This is a genomic window from Rheinheimera sediminis (assembly GCF_004005375.1).
GTDB lineage: Bacteria > Pseudomonadota > Gammaproteobacteria > Enterobacterales > Alteromonadaceae > Pararheinheimera.
Genome location: NZ_RZUF01000011.1, coordinates 38,427 through 63,196 on the forward strand (window position 1 = coordinate 38,427; position 24,770 = coordinate 63,196).

Below are 24,770 nucleotides of genomic sequence, written 5' to 3' on the forward strand. Positions count from 1 at the left end.
TTATACCATAATTTGCCGCTCAGGCCGGTATAAAATCTGTGCACTCTAAGCTGATTTTTTTCGAATAGCTTAAACGAAAAAAGCGAATACCCGACTAAATTTGTCGGATATTCGCTAAATTGGGATGCAGTAATGTAAATTCAACTCTTAACAACAGCTATACCCAAAGTAATTGCTGCTGCAGGGCGTTGACAACAGCGTGCGACCCCAGCAGCTAATCCTATCTACAATCAAAAAGGCTGAGAGCAGGCAGTCAACAAAGCTGCATCTTTAAATAACCTGAACTCGGGATAACGAGTGTCGACCTATGTTGATTTAATCAATAAAATCAAAGGCGTAAAAGTATCTTTTCAAATAGCAAAACTCTTTTCTGACTGAATGTGCAGATTTTTATGGATCTCAAGGCGCTTTGTCGTACGCCATAGCAAGCTATGGCTAGACAGAGCAACGCAGAGAGGCGTAAAAAGATGCCTATTCAGTGGCGCGGCTTATCCCGAGTTCAGGTTAAATAGCACAGTTAGGTTATTGTTCGAAGGTACCTTTGACTATGGCTTTACCGTCTTTTACCAACAGACGGCCTTTGGCGAAAACATCACGAATGGTTAAATCACTTTTATGCAAAAGCACAAAGTCTGCGTCCATTCCTGTTGCAATACGACCTTTTTGTTTCAGCCCCAATACTGAGGCAGGTGCTGCAGTAATAGCGGTAATGGCATCAGATAAAGCCACCTGATATTCAAGCACTGCCTGACGCGCTGCCTGATACAAGGTTTGTACCCGACCTACTTCAAGCCCGACCAATTCTCCATGGTCGTTATAGACAGGCAAGCTGGCATTGCCATCTGAGCTTAATGTAAGGTGCATAGCTGGGATACCTGCAGCTAAAGCTCTGGCTAAAGCTGCTGCAGCGGCGACTTCGCCATGTTGTAAGTCGTAATTCGTTGTGCTGGTGGTGAAATCAATAACACCACCTGCTTTAGCAAACTCAATACCGGCATGAAACACCGCTTCGTTGCGGTTCATGTGGGTGGGGTAAAACTGTGACAATTTAAGCTCTGTACCCTCGATAGCCCGCCAGAGAGGTTGCAACAAGGATGCGCCGCTACCCACATGTACACTGACCAGACCTGCTTTGCCCGACAAGATACCACCCACTTTTGCGGCAGCTGCTACTTTGCGAATTTCATCTATGGTGGGTTGAGAAGACCGAAAATCGCTGATGGCTATTTCACCTACTCCGATAAACTTATCAATTAAGATCAGATCATCTGTGATATTACCCATTAAAGTACGGCAGGGAATTTCGTAAGAGCCGGTATGACAATAAGTACTGATGCCTTCGGTTTCCAAAGCCTGAGCTTTGGCTAACAGATTTGTTAAAGTTCTGGTGGTGGCGTCTGTGCCGAGCACGCCAATAGCTGTAGTGACACCACCTAAAGTGGCATCTGTTAACTGCATTTCTGGAGTACGACTGGCAAAACCACCTTCACCGCCGCCACCAATAAAATGCACTAAAGAATCAACAAAACCCGGCACTAAATAGCAATCGCTGGCATCAATGACTTCTATGGGTAAATTACAGTTACCTAGATCGAAATCGTTGTGCAAGGCTGCAATTTGCCAACCTGCAACTAAAAGATCCATTGTGCCCAAATCCGCAGGGCTTAATACATGGGCATTTTTAAATAGTTTTACTGCGCTCATTTTACGTCCTTATTGATAACCAATAGCTACTGCGAGCAGTATTGCTGTACTAGCCAATGCAAAAAGCCAGATTTGTAAACGCCAGGCAAACTTTGCCCATAACATCCAGTCAACCCGCACCACTCCCAGACAACCAATTAAAGAAGCGGAAGTGGGTACTATGCAGTTGGTTAAACCATCACCTAATTGAAAAGCTAAAACAGCTATTTGGCGCGATACTCCCACTAAATCAGCCAGCGGTGCAACCAAAGGCATAGTTAAAGCGGCCTGGCCCGAACCTGAGGTGACGAAGAAATTAAATACAGACTGAAAAATCAACATAAACCAGGCGGAAACATAGCTGGATACGCCATCAAAGCTGCTTCCTGCATAATGCAGCAAGGTATTGAGTATCGAGGGTTCAGTGGCATCGTCGCCGCCTAACAGCAACACTATCCCTTTGGCCATACCTACTATCATGGCGGCAGGTAGTAATTCGGCTGCACCTTGTTTAAAGGCGTCAGCAGCTCCATTCACCGTCATTCGTTTGCCAACAATACCTAAAATGGCTGTAGCTATACCTAAAGCAAAAAACTGAGTGGCAATCTCTGGAATGTAATAACCTCGGGCCACTACGCCCCAAATCACCCAGCTGATACCGGCGACAAAGAGCAATAAAATGGCAGCGTCTAAGGTGTTGAAGCTGGTGCTTTGTTGTTCTTGCTGTTGGGCGCGCAGTTTTTGATCTGAAGCAAAGCTGACAGAGAGCTGTGGGTTCTTTTTAATTTTTGCCGCATAACGCATGGTAAAGATGATGCCGAAAAGAGTGAATACAACCCAAAGCGCAATACGATAGTCAGCCCCTGACATCAGAGGTAAACCTGCAATACCCTGAGCTATAGCAACACTAAAAGGGTTCATCCAGGAGGTTGCAAAACCAATCTGAGTGGCGATATAAGTAACCAGCACAGTGGTAATAGCGTCATAACCTAAAGCTAGCATTAAAGGCAGCAGCACTATACAAAAGGCAATGGCCTCTTCACCCATGCCAAAAACGGCACCCCCCAAAGAAAACAGCAAAAACATTAGAGGGATGAATAAAAAGTCTATGTCTTTGGTTTTGGCTATTAATGCCAGAATACCGTTGTTAACAGCTCCGGTTTTCATAATGATGCCAAAGGCGCCGCCGGTTAGCAGAATAAAGGCAATAACCCCTATAGCTGCGCCCATTTTGTCACCTGAAACCATGCCTTCAAAGGCGTAGTTTAAAAAGCCAACCTGACCGCCTTCACCAAACAAAGGCACTGCTTTGTTTTGTTCCTCAGCAAAGGTGAAGCTGTTTGGGTCAATACGGGCTTTAACAGTTTCACCTGCGTCGTTTAGACTTTCCGGTAACATCTGAAAATAACCAGCCGGAATAAGGTGGGATGCAATAGCTGCCGCTATCATCACAAAAAAAAGTATGACAAAAGCATCCGGCATGCTAACCGGTTTTTTGCTTGTAACTTGCATGAGATTTACCTGTTTAATGCAGCCGGGTTAAAAGCCCGGCTTCTATTATTCGCTTCGAGTGCTGTTAAAACTTATGGCTTAGCGCAATACGGAAGCTACGACCTAACGCATCATGGTTAATAGAATCAAAACCACGGCTTGATCCATAAGCTGTTGGTGGATCCCGATCAAACAGATTGTCGATATTAAAGCTAATAGTGGTTTTGGCAAAATCATATCCCAAATTCATTCGCCAGGTAGTCCAGGACGAGACCTGACGTGTACCCTCTGCGTTTAATTGACCTAAGTCTTCCAGCTCATCCAGTTCGCGGCCACGCAGCCCTTCGATATCATCTTTGTAGGAATCCGTGTAATTCGCCGAAATACTGCTAAAAAAGTCCCCTCTGGACCAGCTAAAACGCACACCAGCTACAGTTTCAGGGTAACGCCAAGTGCCAATCAGCTCTTCAATTTCATCGGAACCTGCTTTGTTGCGTTCAAAAGACAAATAATGAGTGGCATCCAGGCTCAGGCCGAATCGACCTGCTTCAGTATCAAATCTGTGATCGTAGGCCAGATCTATACCGCTGACAGTTTGTTCGCCGGTGTTTTCCAACAGCAATACGTGGTCACGCAGCAGGGGTAACTCCGCAAAACGTGGGTCGTCGTAAGCTACCCAGGCATCCAGTATTTCTGCCATATTAGCGCCGTCTTGCTCAATGTTGAGACCTGCGTTGTCTGTTACATCACATAAAGCTTCATCAAAAGAAATACCTTGATTGCCTTCAGGCACCAGACCACAATGGCGTAAAGAAGCATCCCCAATAGCTCTTGCCAGAACACCAGTCATATTGGTATCGACCAGATTCTCATGTTCAAAACGCCAGTAATCCACAGTTAAAGTGCTGTCTTCAGACAAACTTAACGCAAAACCTAAACTGAAGGAGTCTGACTCTTCAGCCCGTAGTTCCGGGTTACCCAACTCCAGCACGTTTTCGCTGCGTTCATCACCAAAACCTTCGCAAAACAAATCAGCGACAGCCTGATTGGCGCTACAGTCAAAACTTGCTGTGGTGGTTCTGAGTTTCACACCAGCCTGAGTCAGAGAAGGGGCGCGGAACGAAGTGGCGTAGGAAGCCCTGACAATCAGCTCTTCCATGGGGCGATAGCTAAAGCCAATTTTAGGATTAAAGGTGCTGCCAAAATCATCAAAGTGATCATAACGTGCAGCAAGCTGCATATCTAAAGTACTGGCCAGTGGCACATTAAATTCAGAGAACGCTGCCCATTGAGTCCGTTCAGACGCTGATAAACTGGAACCAAAACCAAACACATCGACCAGATAACCATTTTCTGCCCTGGCAATTGCATTGTCTGAAGGGGTGTCAGTAATTTTTTCTTTGCGAACTTCAAGGCCAAAAGCAGAGCTGATAGTACCATCGTTAAATTCGATTAAATCTCCATTAAAACGCGAATCCCAGCCTATTACAGTACTTTTGCCGTTACGGTTTGGTTTTTCCTGCGCCAAAGCTAACAAGGCATCATTGTTGCTGTTATTTTGCAAGAAAGGGTTGTACATAGCACCTAAAGTACCGCTGCTGCAGCTTAAACTGCGATTTGCGGAGTTGTAGCTTGCGATAGAACCGTCAGAGCAGAGCTCTCCAGCTAAGGCTGCATGGTACTTATATCTGTTGTAAACGCCACTTGTTGCTACCTGATCAGATTTGGATTCTGAGTAAATTACCGCGGACTCCCAGCCCCAATCACCAATAGAACCTGACAAAGCACTGACTAAACGCAACGCATCAGTTTCTACTTCTACAGTGCGGGGTGTGCCAAAACGGGCATCAAAAGCAAAGCCATATAGCTCGCGGCCAGCGACCGTATCAAAAGGGTCTATATACAGCTGGTCAAGCAACGCATCCCGTAAAACAGGACCAAAAATATCCAGAGCACTTTCGTCAACAAAAGGGCCTTCACTGTCATCCAATTGGTTAATTGGCGCAGGGCTGGACAGAGCCACAGATTTGGTATTGCTGAAAAATACATCGGTATCCCAACTGATATCACCAAACTCTTTCTGGAAAATAGCACCAGTGGAGTAACTGGTTAGATCTGAGTTCAGTTGATCGTCTTCATTCGGGTAATAAGCGCAAATTTCTTCACCAAACTCTGTAGTCACCAGTTCTGTCGCACAGCCAGGTATTGCCAATTCATTACCTGAACGGACAGAGTTGAAATAAATATTGGGTGTGTTTTTTGGCAGGTAAGAGTACGAACTTTGTAGCAGGGGAGAGCGGGTAAACTCTCTGTCCTGAGCACTAAACGCATTGCGGTCAAAATAGTCAGCGAAAACTGTTAATTGGCCACCAGCCACTTGCTGACCAAACACCAGATTCAGGTTACGGCGGCTTTCGTCGCTGGACGCCGCACTGTCGCCATAAGAGACATTAAGCTCCATGCCTTCATAATCTTTTTTCAGTATGTAGTTAATAACACCGGCAACTGCATCTGCCCCGTAAATGGCTGATGCGCCAGTGGCTAATACTTCAATACGCTCAATAGCGGCTAAAGGAATACTGTTAACATCGACAAAGTTCTGAGTGCCAGCGGCAAAAGAGCTGGCTGCAACACGACGGCCGTTAATGAGTGTCAAAGTAGAAGCCGGGCCCAAACCACGCAATGATGCTGCGGCCTGACCTGCTGGTGTTGAAGTTGAAGTAGCGCCACTTTCACTGGTGGAGAAAGTTCCTTCACCGCCTCTCAGTTGGCCTACGTCTTTCAATAAATCAAAAATCGTATTAGCGCCGGACTTTTTAATATCCTCGCTGCTGATCACAACCAGCGGCTGAGCGCCTTCTAAATCGACACCTTTGAGGCGGGAGCCTGTGACTTCGATTTTTTCTATTGAATCGTTTTCAGTTGAAGTTTCAGTTTGAGCAGATACGGAAAAGCAGCAAGCCGCAACGGCCAGCGAAAGCATAGAGGGTTTGAACATTTTTTATTACCTGTTGCTTCATTACAGCCGTGCTTGCTCCGGCAACCCTGTTGCAGAGTGATGATAAGCAGACTGTTAGTTAGTGTGATTTAGTTTTAAATAGCAAAACAGCCAGCAGTGAGCTGGTGGTGTTGCTACTCGTTAAACCACTCCGACAGGTAGTAAGACGAGTAGTAATATGTAGAGAGACAAACCGCTTTCTTTAGCATATTACTTTACAGATGGTTAAGTTCAGATAGTGTTTAGATTTAACCGCTCTGTCATCTTCTGTCAATCATTACTGGCAAGTAAAATGGATGCCAGATAAAAAAAGTTTCTGACGCCGATTATTTAACCTGAACTCGGGATAAGCAGCGCCACTGAACGAGCATCTTTTCGTGCCTCTCTGCGTTGCTTTGTCTAACCATAGCTCGCTACGGCGTACGACAAAGCGCCTTGAGATCCACAAAAATCTGTGCGTTCAGTCAGCATAGACTTAAGCTACTTCAATGAATTCATTTATCTAATTGATTTGTAATGTTAAATTTAGAGTGTTCGACACTCATTATCCCGAGTTCAGGTTATTTAACTCTTTGGTTTCAGCCTGTGACAAAATTTAACGGGACAAAAACCCGCAGGATCTGGCAGACTTGCTGAACTGAAAACAACCTGTGAATCGGGTCTTTCGCCCCTTGTTGTTATGAATTGATTTTCAAAGGCAGATAATGCAGCAGAGTGTTCACCCGCTAGTCCGGCGTTTAGCTGGTTTTTTAACACAATGGGGTTGGTTACAGTGTTTTTGTCTGTGCTTTATTCTGTTACAGGCTCTGACAGGTGTGATGACAGGTCTGTACAGCCTGCTGATCCACGATATGGTACTGTGGTCCATGGTGCTGGGGGCTTTGCTTTTTTCGGCCTCTATAACGCCTGCTTTTTTATTGAGTAGCTTTTATCTGGTTCGTCACTTAGATGAAGCCTTGTTTTATTTGCAGGATTCAATTCGACAGGAAAAACTGTTGAATCAGAATATGCAGGAAACCATTCGTCAGCTGAATTTTGAAATTGAGGAGCGGAAAAAGGCGTTTCAGGCCAAACGTCGAGCTGTAGATGAGCTACGTCGCGAAATTACTGAACGTCGTAAAACACAGCAAGAGCTGGAAGAACAGAGTTTGTTAATCCGCTCCATAGTCGACAGTTCGCCTGATTTGTTTTATTACCGCGACGAAACAGGCCGTTTTGTCAGTTGCAATAAGATGTTTGAAATTATTATGGGTAAATCAGCCAAAGAACTGATAGGTCATTATCCGGCTGAACTTTACGATGCGGAATCCACTCCTATAGCCATTCTGACTGACCAGGAAATCTCGGCCAGCCGGGTTGAACTGACGTTAGATGTAGACTACCAGACCCCTGATGGCCGCATGTTGTGGTTTGAGATGCGCAAAGTGCCATTTTTTGATAAACAAGGCCGTTATATTGGCTTACTCGGTTTTGGCCGTGATATTACCTCTCGTAAACTTGCCGAGCAGGCGTTGGAAAAAGCTTTTCATGACAAGGGCAAGTTTATTGCTACCTTAAGCCATGAACTGCGCACACCGCTAAATGGCATAGTAGGCTTAACCAGACGTTTACTGGAGAGCCCTTTATCCACAGAGCAGCGCAGCTGGAGTAATACCATCTTCAGCAGTGCTGAGACTTTAGGTAATATTTTTAACGACATTATCGACTTGGATAAAATTGACCGGCAGGATCTGGATATTGTTTATCAGTCGGTACAACTCAACGAATTTGTCCATGATATTTGCAATTTTGCCCATCTAATCTGCCAGCAAAAAGGTCTGATCTTTATTGAACCAGAGCCAGTGCCAAATCAGCTCTATGTTCGTCTGGATCCTACAAGAGTTCGGCAGGTGTTATGGAATCTTATTAATAATGCGGTGAAATTTACGGCTCGCGGTTCAGTGCAACTGGAAGTTTTATTGACTACTGATAATCCGGCAGAGCTTTGTTTTAGTGTTTCAGATACAGGTATAGGTATAGTCGAGGCTGAACAGCAACGTATCTTTGATATGTACTATAAATCCAGCGATGGCAGGCGTTTAAGTATAGTGGGCTCTGGTATAGGTTTATCTGTATCCCGGGCTTTAGTTGAAGCTATGTCCGGTCAGATTAAACTTTGCAGTGTGCCGGGGCAGGGCAGTACTTTTAGTATGTATTTGCCTGCTGAACTCACCTCAGCGCCTGAAGCGGTGCCCCAGGCTTTGTATCCGGCTTTAACCATATTATTAGTTGAAGATGTACCTTTAAATGCTGAAATTGCCACTAACTTGCTGGAGCAGCGTGGCCATCAAGTCATTTTGGCAGAAACCGGCGAAGATGCTATGGCCTTGCTGGAAACCGAAGATGATATAGACCTGGTTTTGCTGGATATGCAATTACCCGATATGTCTGGTGATCAGGTAGCGCGTTTTATTCGCTCTGAACCCGATTTAGTCAGACTACCAGTGGTGGTATTAAGCGCTAATGTGCGTAAAGCTGAACAGCAACTACAGGATGTGCGAGTGGATGGCTCTTTAGCCAAACCTATTAATACAAATAAGCTGGACCAGATCCTGCACCAACTTTTTGGTGCTCCACCACCTAAAGAAATCAGCGCTGAAAAAGCTCAGGATCAACAAATTTTGGATCAGCAAACGCTGGACGATTATCTGCAGTCTTTAGGTAAACAGACTATGCTGCGCAGCGTGCAATTATTCACTCAACTCTTGCCTGGCTATATCAATAAAATGGTAGAAGCCGCAGTGCAACTGGAGATCAGTGAATTTCAGCAGGCGGCACATAAACTCAAAGGCGCAGCTGCTTCGGTAGGCCTATTGTGGGTGCACCATCAGGCAAAATCATTGGAACACTGTACTGAGCTACAAGGTATAGAAAAACAGCTGATCAATTTTCATTTAACAATAGAGCGGCACTTGGCGGCTCTGGGGGAATACATCGAACAATCTGTTTAACCCGTCAGCATCCAATGGAATTATAGAAGGATAGGTTGTAGGGGCTGGGCTTGCCCCTGCCCGTCCATCTGTACCGCGGTATCATTAGACGGGCGGGTACAAGACCCGCCCCTACAGTATTACTTTTCCAGTTTACCTACAAAGCGGTAACCTTCACCGTGGATGGTGCTGATTAACTCAGGGCTATCCATGTCTGACTCAAAATGCTTACGAATACGACGAATGGTTACATCCACTGTTCTGTCATTTGCTCTGAGTTCCCGACCTGTCATATGACGGATCAACTGCTCACGGGTGAAAATTTTACCTGGGCTATCCAGCATTAAACGCAGAGCACGGTATTCACCTTTAGGTAAACGGCGTGATACACCCTCAGGCGACGTCAGATTACGGCTGTTTTCATCCAACACCCAACCATTAAATCTGACCACGCTTTTATGCTCTTCCACTACAGGCTGAGATACGGTGCGATTTAACAGGTTACGGGCACGGATAGTCAATTCGCGTGGGTTAAAAGGTTTAGTCAGGTAATCGTCAGCACCTATTTCCAGGCCTAAAATGCGATCAACTTCACTGTCACGTCCGGTGAGGAAAATCAGCCCCAGGTTTTCTTTTTGGCGTAATTCACGAGCGAGGATCAGGCCATTTTTGCCGGGCAGATTGATATCCATAACAATTAAATTGATTTTGTGTTGTGACAGCTTCTGGTTCATTTCTTCACCATTTACTGCTTCAACCACATCATAGCCTTCGCCTTCAAACAAGCTGACCAAATTTAGTCGTGTTACTTCTTCATCTTCAACAATCAGAATAACAGGGGTCTGCATTATGCTTAAACCTTATGTGAACTTAGTTAAGTATTTGATTTCTATCTTTTTAGAAAGAAAGCGACTCGTGGTCGGTGCCCGCGCAATTATATAGACCACAGATTTTGTTAACAAGTTTATTTGTTAACAATTAGCTCGAGCTAATTTAAGTGGTTGAAAATTATATTGTTGTTAAAAAAATAACTTATTTGGGTATCACCGGAAAATCGATTTGAATATCGATACCATGATCCAAAGCACTCTCTAGCTGAATTTTTCCATTTAAAGCTTGTGTCACCAGATTATAAACCAAATGCATACCCAGGCCGCTGCCACCTTCGCCTCTTTTGGTAGTAACAAAGGGATCAAAAATACGTTTTCTAATATTCTCCGGCACGCCTGAACCGTTATCTTGATAGTGCAGGTAACAACGGCTATTGGCCAGAGTAACACTGATGGTCATAGTGCCTTGCTCTTTGTTTTCAAAGGCATGGATTAGGCTATTCATAATAAGGTTAATTAATATTTGACTGATAGGGCCTGGTTTGCTCTCGAACTCCAGCTGCTGATCACAATTCAGTATCACCTGGTGCTGCGTTTTTTTCAGGTTGGGCCTTAGTGACAGCACAACTTCATTCAACAACTGGTGCATGTTGAAGTATCTTCTGTTGTCGTTAGATTGGTCGACAGCTACTTGTTTAAAACTGCGGATCAGGTTTGCTGCGCGTTCAAGATTGCGGTAAATAATTCCAAGATTCTCTGCGCTTTCTCCCAAAAACTTTGCCAACTGGTTTGAGGTTAATTTCTTCTCATCAAAAGCTTTTTGTATCTCGGCCAATTTATCCTGCATCAAAGTTGAGGCTGTTACGCCAAGCCCTATAGGTGTATTTACCTCATGGGCTACGCCTGCCACCATTTGACCTAAACTGGCCATTTTTTCAGTTTCAACAATTTGATTCTGATACTGATGCAAGGTAGATAATGTATTAAGTAAATCCTGATTTGAGGTTTTTAGAGCCTGAGTTCTGTCGGTAATTTTTTGTTCCAAATCCTGGTTTAGCTGGCGTATTTCACTTTCAGCACTACGCAGCTTAGTAATTTGTTGTTCAGTTCTGTCCAGCATTGTGTTCACTGCCCGCCCCAGATTATGAAACTCAGTAATTTCCATAGCAGGCACACGAATTTGGTAGTCTTTTTCTTTGGATACTTTTTGTACTAGCGTTAACAGACTATACAGAGGTTGGGTAAAACGTCGCTGCAACCTGGTTGCGATAACGAAGGCACCTATTAAAGAGCAAAGTGCGATCAAAATATCAAACAACACTCTGTTTTGTACATAGCGGCTGAGTTCTTCCAGGCTGGCGCGAATGTAGACATAACCTAGTAATTTACCGTCAGACTGTATTTTTTTAGTCAGCTCCATTACGCCATCTCCAATAGTGGCGTTTTGATACTGTTCTGCTTTGTTAAACTGAGTAGGATAGGGGCCAACATCCCTTCTGTTGTAACTGGCGAAAAAGCTAAGCTCGCCATTTTCCTGTAGTTTATAAATATGAATGTTGTGTAAGCGGGATTCCGCAGCAAAAGAAGCAAGGCGGCGGTCTTCTATTTCTGAGTCATCTATTTCAATGGAACTTACGGCATTAAAAGCAATAATGGCTGCATAAGAGTAAAGCTGTTCAGATAAGTTCTTTTTTTCAGCTCTAATATCCTGCAAAGTGGCAATAGTGAGAGAGATACATAAAGTGATACTGCAAATCAGCATCACAACCCATATCAGTGCGCCTTTGATTGAACTCGCTTTTAAAGCTGGACCCATTAATCCTTCCGTCATCAGTCAATCCATACTCCAAGCTATAATATTGAAGTTACACGCATTTGCAAATTTTCACCAGTTAGTACGCTGACAAAAAATAAAACGGCTTCTAAGTCAAAATAATTGATGGTGCAACGAGGTGGCACTGCATGGTTCCCTGAGGCCATAGTGATGCTGTGTTCAATTCGATTGCAGCAATAACTCGCCGGTCGGGACTGCAAACAGCTGCCACTAACTCTTGAGGCAAGAAAATACAGATAACAAAGTTGCAGCTTCAAGTACGAAGGGTTTATAGTGAATACACTTGTGATGGAGGAGCGAAACCATGGACTTATGGGATAACTACAAAACGAGTGTCTTTTTGTGCCATCAACCTCTTGGTGACCAAATTAATTTTGCTATTATCAGCGCCCAAAATCCTTGCGGTCATGTTCAAACCCCTTCCAGAAATTTACTGCTCGATAATTATTTTGCCAATACCCTCGACAGCCTGAGTCTGCCTTACAGAGAAATTGTGGGATGTTCACCAGATTTGAGTTTTCGCGAGAAAAGCTGGGCTGTAATTTGTGATAAACCAAAAGCTATAAAGCTCGCTATTATGTTTGAACAGCACGCTATTTATTGGGTAGAACAAGGCAAGTTGTTTTTGGTTCCAGCTTTGTTACAGCAAGCTGAGGAGTATTTGGGGGAGTTTCATCCGCGTCAAATTGTAATGAGTTAGTACTGCAGATTCAGAACTAATTTTTCAAAACCTGCAGGATAGGCTCTATTTTTTGACCCAAAGCGTACTCAAGCCTGAGTCGTTTCAACTTTTGTTTATGAGCCTCATCTCTGTCCGTTGGTTCTGATAAAAACTCTTTAAAATCAGCGACACAGATACAGAGTATCGCCGGTTTTTCCATAGTGTCCAGCTGACCAAGCCGGTAAATTTGGTGAGGACAAGCTAAAGTGCGTTCTGGCGACTGAATACATTCAGTGGCGGCGGTACTTAAAGAGCATACACCCAGAACAGGCAACAGCGCTAAAGCCAGTCTCATCGATCGATCCTTTTATTTGCGGTCTTTCTTACAATAATAAACCACAAAACCATCGCGACGACCAAGTTCTTTTACCTGACCAAAGATCTCAGTGAGCTGAGCTACGTAAGGTAAATGCACGTTAGCCACTAAAGTTAAAGTACCGCCAGGTTTCAATTCATTAAAAGCGTCGCGGAAAAACTGCTCGCTGATATGGTAGTCGGTTTTTAAACCTGTGTGGAAAGGCGGGTTGCTGACAATATGGTCATAAGCAGCGCTGCGTGACGGAATACCATCAGCGGCTATAGTTTCGCCCGGCAATTTATTGGCCTTTAAAGTAGCAGCTGTAGAGCTGACAGCTAAAGTGCTGATGTCCGAAGCAGTTAGTTTGATTTCCGGGTGCTTTTTGACTAAAAAGGCACCGATAAAACCAGCACCACAAGCAAAATCCAGCACTTTACCTTGCTGAATATGGCCTAAATGCTCCAGCAGTAAGTTAGTTCCCAAATCCAGTTTGCCATGGTTAAACACGCCAGGCAAAGAGCATAGCTTTAAACTGATACCAGCTTTTTCGATACTAAACTGATGAAAGTCTGCAGTTTTGAGTTCGCTTTGTAACAAACCATCCAGCTCAAACCATAAACAGTGTTTGGCATTGTCATGCTTGAAGGCTTTTAACCCCAGCTTTTCAGCCTGATTACCTAAGCTTTTAATGCCACCTTTGTTATCGCCCACCAGATAAACTTCGGTTTTATCATTCAGTACAGTTTTAATCTGAGCTAAAGAGCTTTGCAGCTGATCTTTGCTTTTAGGGTAAAACAGCACCACCCTGTCTACTGTTAAATCAGTTGGTAAAGCGTCACCCAAATAACAAGGGCTTTTGCTTTGCTGCTGCCAGTTGTTAGCAACAGCCATGTTTGAGGTTAAACAAAACAGCTCCAGCTCTGGCGCTTTTTGTTTTAATTCAGCGGCCAGACGGTCGGCCATAGGTTCTACCAGCAGCACTTTGCCTGATAAAAAATCAATATTGCGCAGCAGCAGCTGACTGGTATTGTCCAACATATGAATCTTCCTTCTAGAGCGTGTTAACGCTTCGAGGTTAAATTTTGTTCGCTCTGGCGCCGCTTTGATCGCGAAACGAGGAGCGACGTTTAGTTAATCTAAATGAGCGACGAGTGACAATGAGCAAGGCGCCGCCAGACGAACCCGAAGGGCAGCGCCTGGCCGGCCTTTCTGCAGCGTTAAAGCCTGCTTATGTAGAATTACTACACCGCGCAGTCTTTGCCTTGCATAAAAACCGGCCAGACTGCTGCAAAAATAACCCTGAAGCGTCAACACGCTCTAAACATCAAATCCCAAACACCATGGCCTAAATTAACACCACGGTTTTCAAATTTAGTCAGAGGTCTATGCTCAGGGCGCGGCACATAGTCATTGGTCTCTGACAGGTTGCTGTAACCTTCGGCAACTTTCATCACTTCCAGCATATGTTCAGCGTAGTTTTCCCAGTCGGTGGCCATATGAAATACACCACCGATCTTTAATTTGCGGCGTAATAACTGGGCAAACTCGGCCTGCACAATACGTCTTTTATGGTGACGTTTTTTATGCCATGGATCAGGGAAAAACAACTGCACTGTGCTTAAGCTGTTGTCGGCAATTGAGTCGTTTAAAATTTCGATGGCGTCGTGTTCAAATACTCGCAGGTTTTTCACGCCTTCAGTTTCGGCTTCACCTAAACAAGCACCTACACCTGGTTTATGTACTTCGATACCAATAAAGTCTTTATCTGGCGCGGCTTTCGCCATTTGCACCAAAGATTTGCCCATGCCAAAACCAATTTCCAGCACTAAGTCGGCTTCACGGCCAAAGACTGCTGTCATATCGTAAGGCGTGGCCTGATGCTCCAGGCCCATAGTTGGCCAAAATAAATCTAAACTGCGCTGCTGGCCTTTGGTCAGACGACCTTCCCTTAAAACAAAACTACGGATGCGGCGCAGGTATTTGTTTTCCTGAAGCTCATCGTCCTGTGGCTCTGTATTTGGTTGTTCCGGGTGGGTCATCTTGGTCTCCAAAAAATGTGATGCAGCTTGCTACTGCATGAAGTGCTATCTAATGCGGCGCGTATTATCCTTGTTCTGCTGCTAATGCTCAACCGCTAATCTTGATTCAACAACAATACGAAAAAATGCTAGGCTGAGCGCCGCTTTGAAAAACTAACTTTGAGTGCTTAACGCCGTGCTAACTTCTGAGTATTTAACTTGCCCTGATCTTTTTGCCGATACTGTTGTTGATTGGCAAAAAACTGATGGCCGCAATGCCTTACCATGGCAACAAGACCCCAGTCCATACAGAGTGATGGTCAGTGAGCTGATGTTACAGCAAACTCAGGTAACTACTGTGATCCCGTATTTTCAGCGCTGGATGCAAAAGCTACCTGATATTCATGCCTTAGCAGCTGCCGACACCGACACTGTGATGGCGTTATGGCAGGGCTTAGGTTATTACGCCAGAGCCCGTAATTTACATAAAGCCGCTAAATACATAGTGTTTGATTTAGGTGAGTTTCCTTTTGAATTAAATGACTTATTAACCATTCCTGGTATAGGCCGTTATACAGCTGGTGCTATCCGCTCTTTTGCTTATGACGCTTACGGCCCCATAGTGGATGGTAATGTCAGGCGTTTATTCTGCCGTTTATTTGGAATCGAAGGTGTACCAACCACTTCTGCAGTGGATAAGAAGTTGTGGGCTTTGGCGGATGCATTAACGCCAAAACAAAACAACAGACGTTTTGCGCAAGCCTTGCTGGACTTGGGCGCTACGGTTTGCAAACCCAAGCAGGCTGATTGTTTAAGTTGCCCGCTGCAAACTCAGTGTGTGGCTTTTAATACAGGCCGTGTGGCCGAATTACCAACTGCTAAACCTAAAAAGATGACTCCAACCAAAGCAGGGCACTTTTTGTGGATAGAGCAAGGCGATAAGCTGTTGCTGCAAAAAAGACCAGACTCTGGCATCTGGGCTGATTTATGGTCTTTACCCCAGGTTGATGAAACTGCTGAGTCTTTGTTGCAAGCCAAACTACAGGGCCAGTTTCAGCATGTGTTTTCGCATTACAAGTTAGATGCTTCGGTTTGGCATCCGGTGTCAGGTGTATCCGAGCCTGCAGGCAGCAGTTGGTACAACAAAGAGCAAGTGCTAGAGATTGGATTACCTGCACCTATCCGAAGCTGGATTGAAAAGAACTGGCTGAAGAAAAGCTAACTGCTTGCGATGAAGTCGTTTACAATATCGACCTTTTTAAAAGCTAAGCATTGAGGTGAATAATGTCCCGTCAGATATTTTGTGTTTATTTGCAAAAAGAAGCAGCAGGTTTAGATTTTCAGCTGTATCCGGGGGAGCTTGGCAAAAAAATCTTCGACAACATCAGCAAAGAAGCCTGGGCTTTATGGCAGTCGAAACAAATTATGCTGATCAATGAAAAAAAGCTGAATATGATGAATCTTGAGCATCGCAAGTTGCTGGAGGAGCAAATGCAGCAATTTTTATTTGAAGGTAAAGAAGTTCAGATTGAAGGTTACGTGCCTAAAGCTAATTAAATCTGCTGGATATAGTGGACTGTAGCTGGTGCAGTTCACTGCCTTTCTCTATAATTTGCATTAGAAAAATTAATTCAACACCCGTCGTTTAAGGTTGCAGACTATGGCTCGGCGCTTACCCCCTCTTAATGCGTTAAAGGCTTTTGAAACTGCCGCCCGCCATCTTAGTTTTACTAAAGCGGCTGAAGAAATGTTTGTTACTCAAGCTGCTATTAGTCATCAGATCAAAGCACTGGAAGATCATTTAGGTTTAAAGCTGTTTATGCGGAAAAACCGCTCTTTGCTGTTGACTGAAGAAGGCCAGAGTTACTTTTTAGATATAAAAGAGATTTTTCTGCAGTTGCATGAAGCCACAGAGAAGTTACTGGCGCGAGGGGCCAAGGGGTCTTTGACCGTAAGTTTGCAGCCTAGTTTTGCTATTCAGTGGCTGGTGCCGCGTTTAAGTTTATTTAGTGAAGAGCACTCTGACATAGATGTGCGTATCAAAGCTGTTGACTCAGATGAAGGCTCGTTAACTGACGACGTAGATGTGGCAATTTATTATGGTCGTGGCAGCTGGCGGAATTTGCATGCTGATAAGCTGCATACCGAATACCTGTTGCCTGTTTGTTCGCCATTATTGTTAAACGGCAGCAAGCCTTTAAAAGACGTCGCTGATTTACGCCACCATACTTTGCTGCATGATGGTTCACGTCAGGCCTGGAAAGATTGGTTTGTTAGTCAGGGCTTTAAAAATTTCAATGTGAATCAGGGGCCGATTTTTTCGCATACAGCAATGGTGTTGCAGGCTGCTATACATGGTCAGGGTGTGGCTTTGGCGCATAACGTGTTGGCCAGGCCTGATATTAATTCAGGTCGCTTAATAGTGCCTTTTCACCATGTATTACTGAGTAAAGACTCGCATTATCTGGTGTGCCGTGAAAACCAGACTGAGCTTGGCAAAATTGTCGCGTTCCGGCAGTGGATGGCTAAACAAGTAGAGCTGGATCAGCAAGATTTTGTTGAGCAGCATTTTAATAATTCGACACCGGATTGATTAATGCCAGAGTTGTTAGTCCAAAGTGTTGTTAAAGCTTCAAAACCTATCGCCAGACTGCTGCTATGCCATGGTGCCGGAGCTCCGGTGCAATCAGAATTCTGCCAGCTGTTAGCAGAGCAGCTTACTGAGCAAAATATTGAAGTTTGGGGTTTTAACTTTGCTTATATGCAAAAGACCCTTACTGGCCACAGGCAGCTACCGGCTAAAATGCCGGTATTAATGGCTGAGCTGCTCGAACAAATACGCCAGGTACCAACAGATTTACCTTTGTTTATTGCAGGTAAGTCGATGGGCGGCCGGGTTGCCACTCTGCTTGCTGCATCGGATTTGTTACCTGCGCAAGTGAACGCAGTGATAGCTTTTGGTTATCCTTTTCACCCGCCGAAAAAAGATAGTTGGCGAATAGAGCATTTTGCCGATTTAAAAAGGCCCGTGCTGGTGTTGCAAGGAGAAAGAGACCCTTTTGGCAGCATTCAGGAACTGGTCAATAGGAGTTTGCCCGAGATAGCTATTAGGTGGCTAAAAAGCGGCGACCATGATTTTTTGCCATTAAAAAAATCAGGTTTGAGCCAACAGCAGCTTATTGAGCAAGCGGCTACTATTAGCAGGAGCTTTATTAATGAATGTATTCTGGAAAATTAACACTAGTCTGGCAGCCTTTTATGGCGCAGTGACTGTAGGTTCTGCCGCTGCTTTAATGCATTTATGGCGTGGCACTATAGATACAGAGCAACTGGCTGTGCTTTTAAGCGCAGGTTTTATTTTAGCTTTTCATGCAATGGCTTTATTGGCCTTATCTGCTTTTGACAAGCTGCAACAACAAAGCCCGTGGCTAAGCCGCATCTGCGCTTGCGCCATGCAAATAGGGCTATGGTTATTTGTTTATACTCTGGTAGCTGGTGTATTTAAGCTGCCTTTACATTTTTCAGCTCTGGCGCCTTTAGGTGGTCAGTTGCTTATTTTAAGCTGGCTGGCTTTGGCCATCAGCCCTTGGATCAGGAAATAATATGAGTAATTGGCAGGATAGACAATTTCCACAGCCGCAGGCTGCCCATCAGGGTGCTGCACATGGAGGTGCAGCATGAAAAATTGGCAGGATAGACAATTTTCACAGACGCAGGCTGCCCGTCAGGGTGCTGCACATGGAGGTGCAGCATGAAAAATTGGCAGGATAGACAATTTTCACAGACGCAGGCTGCCCGTCAGGGTGCTGCACATGGAGGTGCAGCATGAAAAATTGGCAGGATAGACAATTTTCACAGACGCAGGCTGCCCGTCAGGGTGCTGCACATGGAGGTGCAGCATGAACCAACTTTTGCTGTACTGCCGTTCAGGTTTTGAGAAAGAATGTGCTGGCGAAATTCAGGATAAAGCGGGGCAGCAAGAGGTGTTTGGTTTTTGCAAACTGACCAAAGACTCAGCTTTTGTCATTTTTGAGGCTTACGATAGTGACGCTTTAGCCGCCTTTTACCGTGACTATGACTTTACTAATTTCATTTTTGCCCGCCAGTGGTTTTTACTGGTGGATGATTTGCTGCAACTGGATCCGGCCGACCGTATTACTACAGTGGTCGAATCGGCAATAGCTGCTGAATTATCTGCTTTTGGTGAGATCAGGGTCGAATACCCAGAAACCAATGACGGCAAAACTTTATCTACTTTGGCCCGCAAACTGACAGTGCCTTTGCGCCAGTCGTTACGCAAAGCTGGCGTATTGCTGCAAAAAGAAAACTCCAGAGCTCCGGTGCTGCACTTGTTTATGCAAAGCGGCAGCAGTGCTTATTTAGGTATTTCTTACCCTGAAAACAACAGCCCGCTGGAAAACGGCATTATGCGGCTGAAGTTTCCAGCTGATGCGCCAAGTCGCAGTACCTTAAAGCTGGAAGAGGCTTTTATTCAGTTTATTCCGAAGGACGAATGGGATACCCGTTTAACTTCAGGCATGAGAGCAGTGGATTTAGGCGCTTGTCCTGGCGGCTGGACTTATCAGCTGGTGAAACGCAGCATGATGGTCACAGCTATAGACAACGGCATGATGGCGCAGTCTTTAATGGATACAGGCCAGGTGAAACACTTTCAGGTCGACGGTTTTAAATTCAGCCCGGACAAACGTAATGTGTATTGGCTGGTCTGTGACATGATTGAAAAACCACAACGTGTTGGCAAGCTGGTCTGTGACTGGCTGATCAACGACTGGTGTCAGGAAAGTATTTTTAACCTGAAACTACCTATGAAAAAACGCTACGAAACTGTGGTTGAAGTGCTGGATATGATGCAGCATCACTTCAACGAAGCAGGGCTGGATGTAGAGTTTCAGGCGAAGCACTTGTACCACGACCGTGAGGAAGTGACAGTGCATGTGAGGAAGTTTTAAAGCTGCTTAAACAAACAGGGCAGGGATAAACTCTGCCCCTTAAATATCACTGATGCCATCAAACATAAGGCTTCACTAAGCCATCGTAATCCATCACTTTTTGTACTGCAGGGCGAGCTAACACCTTTTGTACCCAGAGCGCTATAAAAGTGAAATCTCGGGCTTTTTTCTGGTCGAAATGGCGAGTCCAGCGGCATAACATCATGGCGTAAATATCGATTAGTGAGAACTCTTCGCCTAAAAACCATGGGCTGCAGTGGCTGGCTAAATGTTTATCCAGTTGCTCCAGCAAGCTTTGGGCTTTTAGTTCTGCATGACGTTTTACATCAGCTGCGTTTTGCTCTGAACTTACCCAACGCTCAGGATAAAAATACACCACTAAAGTGCTTTGTAGGGTGGCAGATAACCAAATCAGCCATTTGTAAGCTTCGGCGCGTTGAAGAGTGCCGGGGGCTGGGAATAAGTTTTTTTCCGGGTGGCTGTCCACTAAGTGCAGACAAATGGCGGCAGTTTCAAAAATAACATGGCCCTGGTCGACTAAGGTTGGAATAGTGCCATTAGGGTTTAACGCCAGATAGTCAGCTTTTTTATGTGAGCCGATGGCTGTGTCTGTTAAAACCAGCTCGTAAGGTACAGAGAGCTCTTCCAGCAGAATATGCGGCGCCATACTGGCGGTGCTTGGTGAATAATACAGTTGGTACATAGATACTCTCCCTGAAGTTAAAACTTATCAGAGCATAGTAGTGTGAAGCGCAGATGATGGCAAAACTATATTGGGAGTGGGCTGGCGTATAAGGTGGGGAAAAATAAATGGGTCAGAGCCGAGGCTCTGACCCAAAGTATCAGAGACGTTCCAGCATAGCTGCTGTGAAATCTGTAGTGCCGTGGCTGCCACCTAAGTCGCGGGTGGTGCGGTCGCCTGATGCAATCACATCAGTTAAAGCAGCCAGAATTTTTTCTGCTTTGTCTTTCATGCCCAAATATTCCAGCATCTGAATAGAAGCTAAAATCACTGAGCTTGGGTTGGCCAGGTTTTTGCCTGCAATATCCGGCGCGCTGCCGTGTACTGCTTCAAAAATGGCGCAGTCTTTGCCGATATTGGCGCCTGGAGCCATACCTAAACCACCGACTAAACCGGCACATAAGTCAGATAAAATATCGCCAAACAGGTTGGTAGTGACTATCACATCAAACTGCTGTGGATTCATCACCAACTGCATACAAGCGTTATCAACGATCATCTCGCTGGCTTGAATATCAGGGTAACGTAAAGCCACTTCACGGGCAGTTTTTAAGAACAGGCCAGAAGTAGATTTCAGGATGTTGGCTTTGTGAACAATAGTGACTTTTTTACGGTTTTCGCGACGAGCCAGTTCAAAGGCGAACTCAACAATACGTTCAGAGCCTTCGCGGGTGACGATGCTCATGGCTTCCGCCAGCTCGCCTTCGTTTTTCACGACCTGGCCAGCACCAGAGTACATACCTTCAGTGTTTTCACGTACTGTAATGATGTCGATATTTTCGTAACGGGCTTTAGTGCCTTTAAACGATATTACCGGGCGTACGTTAGAGTACAGGTTGAATTTTTTACGTAAGGTCACGTTAATAGAGGTGAAACCTTCTCCCACTGGGGTGGTTAATGGGCCTTTTAAAGTGATCTTATTGCGAGCAATAGCATCAAGCGTGGTTTGTGGTAATAATTCACCAGTAGCTTCTAACGCAGTCAAGCCAGCTTCAACATATTCGTAGTTAAAGTTACAGCCTACTTTATCCAGCACCTGGATAGCTGCTTCTACTATGCTTGGACCTATGCCATCACCTTTGATGACTGTAATAGTTTGTGAACTCATAACTTTCCTTTAATAACTTAATCTGATGTGGACTGTTGTATTCGACACAAAGCTGGATTTATACATTGTTTTTATATCAGCTATTGTATTAATGGTTGTAAAAAACGCCGAAAATATACCAGTTTTGGTGTTTATTTTCCAGTTTATGCCGACATCTGCGACAAATCTGTGACTTCTTGCGGCATAACTTTGAAAAATGGAGAAATAAAACTACAGCTGGCTAAAAGTTGGGTAACAGGTTGAGTGCTCTCTACCACTAAGTCCTGCCACTCTGAAGCTGTCTGTGCTGTCAGTGAATGGATTGAGAAGTAGGGCTCTACAAATCTATAACTCTGCTCAAGCCTGCGCTTATCGTCGTCTGCCGAAAAGACGGAATCCGTCAATTCAAAAGCAAAGGCTAAAACAAAAGCCATAGGATAAGTCTTGCTTGCATTTGGTAAAGTTCTATATTGCATACAGGCGTCTTGCCAGCTTTGATTAAACTGAAAGTGCTTCAGCGTTTTTAACGTGAGTTGCTGGTACTGCTCACTTTGCCATAGCTGCTGCTTCAACCATGGGCTGATCAGGCAGAGGGCTTGCCCGGGATGTGACAACGCTAAAAAACGCAAGTCAGATTGTTGCCACAAAGGCCAGCATAAACACCAGGCCAAGAGTTCTGCCTGCTGCAAAGTTAACGAATAAAACTTGACCTGCTGTGTCAATAAATACAAAGCTCTGGCCAAGACTCGCCTAAACTCCAGCAACCACTGATGATGAGGTTGATGTTGCTGCTGACAATGTTGTTCCAACCAGGCCTGTTTTAATAAAGGTAGCAATTGTTCTTGGCCCAGCATGGCAATAGCATGTTGAGTTGAATGAATTTTTTGCTGTTGTCTGCTCAGAGCTGAGGCTTTTTCCTGAAGTTGATGCATTAGCCAAGGGTGCTGTTCAATTAAAGCAGCTTGCTGGCTAACTTTGGCCGCCTGTCCAAGTTGTTGCAACCAACTTAATGCAGGAAGCGCTGCGGTTTCCGGCCATTGTGGAAGCAAGTCGTGTTCTTGTTGCCAGCCACACATCCATTCATCCTGACTGTATTGTCTTGGGTTTAACAGTTGCCAATCAGAAGCATTGACTATCAGTGGTTGCAACAAGTCTTTGCTTCTTTTTTCATAAGGTTGCACCAACAGCACTATTTGCTCTGCGGTTTGAGCTTCACAAAGCAGCAGAGCCAGATTGGCATCAGAGTCCCGCACAAAACGTCCTGTGCTGTAGCTGCTGCTATTTAGACAAGATAGTGCCTGCCAAAACTGCTGCTCTGTTGAATTAGCTTGTGGCAGCAGCATAGCGGAAATTTTTTCCAGTGTTACTAGCCTGCCAGCGCCGGGTAACATCAGTCGTGTTAGTTGCCAGCAAAAACTAATCAATTGACTGAAATAGGGGCTTTGCCAAGTGGCTAAACCTTTATTTTTTCCATAGCACTGGCGCAACAGGTTGAATACGCCAGTTTTTTCTGCCAACTCTTTATGTTGCTTAATAGTCACAACAGCTGGAAACTTCAGCTGTTGTTGTTCTAAAGCGCTTAGATCTTCAGCTTTGGCCGACTTTTCCAATACAGCAGTGACAGACAAGTGCTGCAGCAGGCAGCCTTTTAACAGCTGTACAAATAATTCTTCGGGCCAGCGACCGGCCATAGCTATAGCTGTTAACAAAGCTGCTTCTTTGATAAAGATTTTGCTTGAAATACAAGCATTAGCTGGAGTCAGTGAGAGTTGTGACAACAACAGAAAAGGTGATTGATAGGCCAGTTGTGTTAAAAGCTTGCAGATCCGTTGCAGCAATTCAAGTTGCTGCTGTGCAGTCAGCTCGTGCTTTCCCGCATAAAATTTAGTGCAGTTTTGATAAAGCTCTGTTAAAGGTCCCAAAGTTGCCATTTTAATCCAACTGGTTAAATTGCTCGACTGCGGTTTCGCCTATCGCAATCAATTGCTGATTTTTAAATAAAATAGCAGTGCATTCATCTTTGGTGGTGATGCCATCAGTTTTTGTTCTGTGAGTGCGGTAATACAGTACCTGAAAAACCTGCTGCTGGTGCTTTTTGGCTTCAGTAATATCAGGGCCGCCGAGAAAATTTATCACCTGATTTCTGCTGATGGCTTTGGTTAAATCCAGTTTATAAATATATTTAGTGTTAAATGCTTCTCTGTCCTGCCAGTTCATCTGATCAGGATCATCTTTATAAAACATCAGGGTAATACTGGTTAAACCGGCATACAGCACTAATCCTGCAAGTAACAAGGCTATGGTTTTTAGTTTCATTTTTTGCCTCAGCATGCTGTAAAACGTACTTGCTGTAAGTTAAGCCCCAACTGTAAATCAGTTCTGAGACTTAAAATCTGCATAAATAACTGCAGTTCAGCACGGGACGCCATAATCTTCTCTTTTAGTTTGGCCGGACAATCCGGATGAGCCAGAGCCGTTCTAATATCTGGCCCCAGTTTTAACAGTTCTGTAGCCGTTTTGGGCCCTATTCCTGTCAGACCACTAATGTTATTCGTTTTATCGCCAACCAGACTCCAATATCGGACTAACTGCTCTGGTAACACGCCAAACTTCTGCTGCACTGTCTCAGCGTTATGTTGCTGGCGATTAAAATGGTCGTACACAGCCACACCTTCAGCTAATAAAGGTAAATAGCCCTTGTCTGTTGATACTATAGTAACTTGCTGCTGATGTTTACGCATCGTCATAGCAAGGCTGGCTATCACATCATCAGCTTCCTGATCTGGCATTTGCAGGCTTTCGATGCCTATATCTGCCAGTTTTTGCTTCAGTGCAGGCAAAGCCGTTTGTAAATGCTCCGGCATCGGCAAACGATCCGCTTTGTAAGCAGGGTACAGCTGAGTGCGCCAGTTCAGATGTGTCACTTCGAACACTGCCAGTGCATGGCTGGGCTTAAATTGCCGCGTTAGCTTGACTACGATTTGTTGCAGCTGCTCTGCGGTATTGTGCAGCAGTTGCTGGCCAGTAGCTTCACTGTACGGAGCAGGGGAGTTATGAAAAGGACGTTCCTGTGCGGCGTATAAACGACGGACTAAATTTAGCCCGTCGAGCAATAACAAATGCGCCATA

The 24,770-nt window shown here is 44.8% G+C and carries 21 protein-coding genes; 8 read left to right on the forward strand and 13 right to left on the reverse strand.

The annotated features are described in order from the left end of the window. Nucleotides 1-522: 522 nt before the first annotated feature. The 3 genes from iadA to EMM73_RS08845 all read right to left on the reverse strand — a co-directional run bounded on the left by iadA (nt 523) and on the right by EMM73_RS08845 (nt 6,172). A complete protein-coding gene (gene iadA, locus EMM73_RS08835; RefSeq protein WP_127686077.1) occupies nt 523-1,704 on the reverse strand; it encodes a beta-aspartyl-peptidase in 1,182 nt (393 codons plus the stop codon). A 9-nt stretch (nt 1,705-1,713) separates the two neighbouring features. Beyond that, nucleotides 1,714-3,195 carry a putative basic amino acid antiporter YfcC gene (yfcC, locus tag EMM73_RS08840; RefSeq protein WP_127686078.1) on the reverse strand — a complete coding sequence of 494 codons (1,482 nt, stop codon included), beginning with the start codon at nt 3,193-3,195 and terminating at the stop codon, nt 1,714-1,716. A gap of 64 nt (nt 3,196-3,259) precedes the next feature. Next, entirely contained in the window at nt 3,260-6,172 is a 2,913-nt protein-coding gene (locus tag EMM73_RS08845) for a TonB-dependent receptor domain-containing protein (RefSeq protein WP_127686079.1), read from the reverse strand. A gap of 704 nt (nt 6,173-6,876) precedes the next feature. Here EMM73_RS08845 and EMM73_RS08850 point away from each other — a divergent pair. Further along, entirely contained in the window at nt 6,877-9,162 is a 2,286-nt protein-coding gene (locus EMM73_RS08850; protein ID WP_127686080.1) for an ATP-binding protein, read from the forward strand. A 119-nt stretch (nt 9,163-9,281) separates the two neighbouring features. Here EMM73_RS08850 and arcA read toward each other — a convergent pair whose 3' ends face one another. Together arcA and EMM73_RS08860 are read right to left on the reverse strand one after the other, a co-directional pair. After that, entirely contained in the window at nt 9,282-9,989 is a 708-nt protein-coding gene (arcA, locus tag EMM73_RS08855; RefSeq protein WP_127686081.1) for a two-component system response regulator ArcA, read from the reverse strand. Between the two features lie 184 nt (nt 9,990-10,173). Next, a complete protein-coding gene (locus tag EMM73_RS08860) occupies nt 10,174-11,802 on the reverse strand; it encodes a sensor histidine kinase (protein ID WP_261373367.1) in 1,629 nt (542 codons plus the stop codon). Nucleotides 11,803-12,109: 307 nt separating this feature from the next. On the opposite strand from EMM73_RS08860, the gene EMM73_RS08865 reads away from it, so the two are divergent. Next, nucleotides 12,110-12,505, forward strand: coding sequence for a DUF3293 domain-containing protein (locus EMM73_RS08865; RefSeq protein WP_127686082.1), 396 nt, complete (start codon nt 12,110-12,112; stop codon nt 12,503-12,505). Nucleotides 12,506-12,521: 16 nt separating this feature from the next. Here EMM73_RS08865 and EMM73_RS08870 read toward each other — a convergent pair whose 3' ends face one another. The 3 genes from EMM73_RS08870 to trmB all read right to left on the reverse strand — a co-directional run bounded on the left by EMM73_RS08870 (nt 12,522) and on the right by trmB (nt 14,863). Beyond that, on the reverse strand, nt 12,522-12,821 hold the full coding sequence (locus EMM73_RS08870) for a hypothetical protein (RefSeq protein WP_127686083.1): 300 nt from the start codon (nt 12,819-12,821) through the stop codon (nt 12,522-12,524). Nucleotides 12,822-12,833: 12 nt separating this feature from the next. Then, nucleotides 12,834-13,862 (reverse strand): class I SAM-dependent methyltransferase, encoded by a 1,029-nt coding sequence (locus tag EMM73_RS08875; protein ID WP_127686084.1) that lies wholly within the window; start codon nt 13,860-13,862, stop codon nt 12,834-12,836. Nucleotides 13,863-14,131: 269 nt separating this feature from the next. Next, complete coding sequence (gene trmB / locus EMM73_RS08885) at nt 14,132-14,863, reverse strand: tRNA (guanosine(46)-N7)-methyltransferase TrmB (RefSeq protein WP_127686086.1); 732 nt, start codon at nt 14,861-14,863, stop codon at nt 14,132-14,134. Nucleotides 14,864-15,038: 175 nt separating this feature from the next. Between trmB and mutY the strand changes: the two genes are divergently transcribed. From mutY to rlmM, 6 genes are all read left to right on the forward strand, one after another. Then, entirely contained in the window at nt 15,039-16,064 is a 1,026-nt protein-coding gene (gene mutY, locus EMM73_RS08890; protein WP_127686087.1) for an A/G-specific adenine glycosylase, read from the forward strand. 62 nt (nt 16,065-16,126) lie between these two features. Further along, nucleotides 16,127-16,399, forward strand: coding sequence for an oxidative damage protection protein (locus tag EMM73_RS08895; RefSeq protein WP_127686088.1), 273 nt, complete (start codon nt 16,127-16,129; stop codon nt 16,397-16,399). 103 nt (nt 16,400-16,502) lie between these two features. Next, complete coding sequence (locus EMM73_RS08900; RefSeq protein ID WP_127686089.1) at nt 16,503-17,435, forward strand: transcriptional regulator GcvA; 933 nt, start codon at nt 16,503-16,505, stop codon at nt 17,433-17,435. A gap of 3 nt (nt 17,436-17,438) precedes the next feature. Further along, the gene (locus EMM73_RS08905) at nt 17,439-18,080 is read left to right on the forward strand and encodes an alpha/beta fold hydrolase (protein ID WP_127686090.1); all 642 of its coding nucleotides are present in this window, start codon (nt 17,439-17,441) and stop codon (nt 18,078-18,080) included. Next, a complete protein-coding gene (locus EMM73_RS08910; protein WP_127686091.1) occupies nt 18,058-18,444 on the forward strand; it encodes a DUF423 domain-containing protein in 387 nt (128 codons plus the stop codon). The genes EMM73_RS08905 and EMM73_RS08910 overlap by 23 nt, the downstream gene beginning before the upstream one ends. A 297-nt stretch (nt 18,445-18,741) precedes the next feature. Beyond that, nucleotides 18,742-19,812, forward strand: a complete 1,071-nt coding sequence (gene rlmM / locus EMM73_RS08915) for a 23S rRNA (cytidine(2498)-2'-O)-methyltransferase RlmM (RefSeq protein ID WP_127686092.1) — start codon at nt 18,742-18,744, stop codon at nt 19,810-19,812. A gap of 58 nt (nt 19,813-19,870) precedes the next feature. On the opposite strand, the gene EMM73_RS08920 is transcribed toward rlmM, so the two are convergent. The 5 genes from EMM73_RS08920 to xni form a co-directional block, all read right to left on the reverse strand. Beyond that, a complete protein-coding gene (locus EMM73_RS08920) occupies nt 19,871-20,515 on the reverse strand; it encodes a glutathione S-transferase family protein (RefSeq protein ID WP_127686093.1) in 645 nt (214 codons plus the stop codon). Between the two features lie 139 nt (nt 20,516-20,654). Beyond that, nucleotides 20,655-21,662, reverse strand: coding sequence for an isocitrate dehydrogenase (locus EMM73_RS08925; protein ID WP_127686094.1), 1,008 nt, complete (start codon nt 21,660-21,662; stop codon nt 20,655-20,657). Nucleotides 21,663-21,805: 143 nt separating this feature from the next. Further along, nucleotides 21,806-23,572, reverse strand: a complete 1,767-nt coding sequence (locus EMM73_RS08930) for a hypothetical protein (RefSeq protein WP_127686095.1) — start codon at nt 23,570-23,572, stop codon at nt 21,806-21,808. A 1-nt stretch (nt 23,573) separates the two neighbouring features. Continuing rightward, entirely contained in the window at nt 23,574-23,957 is a 384-nt protein-coding gene (locus EMM73_RS08935) for a DUF3192 domain-containing protein (protein WP_127686096.1), read from the reverse strand. An 8-nt stretch (nt 23,958-23,965) separates the two neighbouring features. Beyond that, on the reverse strand, nt 23,966-24,769 hold the full coding sequence (gene xni / locus EMM73_RS08940; RefSeq protein WP_127686097.1) for a flap endonuclease Xni: 804 nt from the start codon (nt 24,767-24,769) through the stop codon (nt 23,966-23,968). Nucleotide 24,770 lies beyond the last annotated feature (1 nt).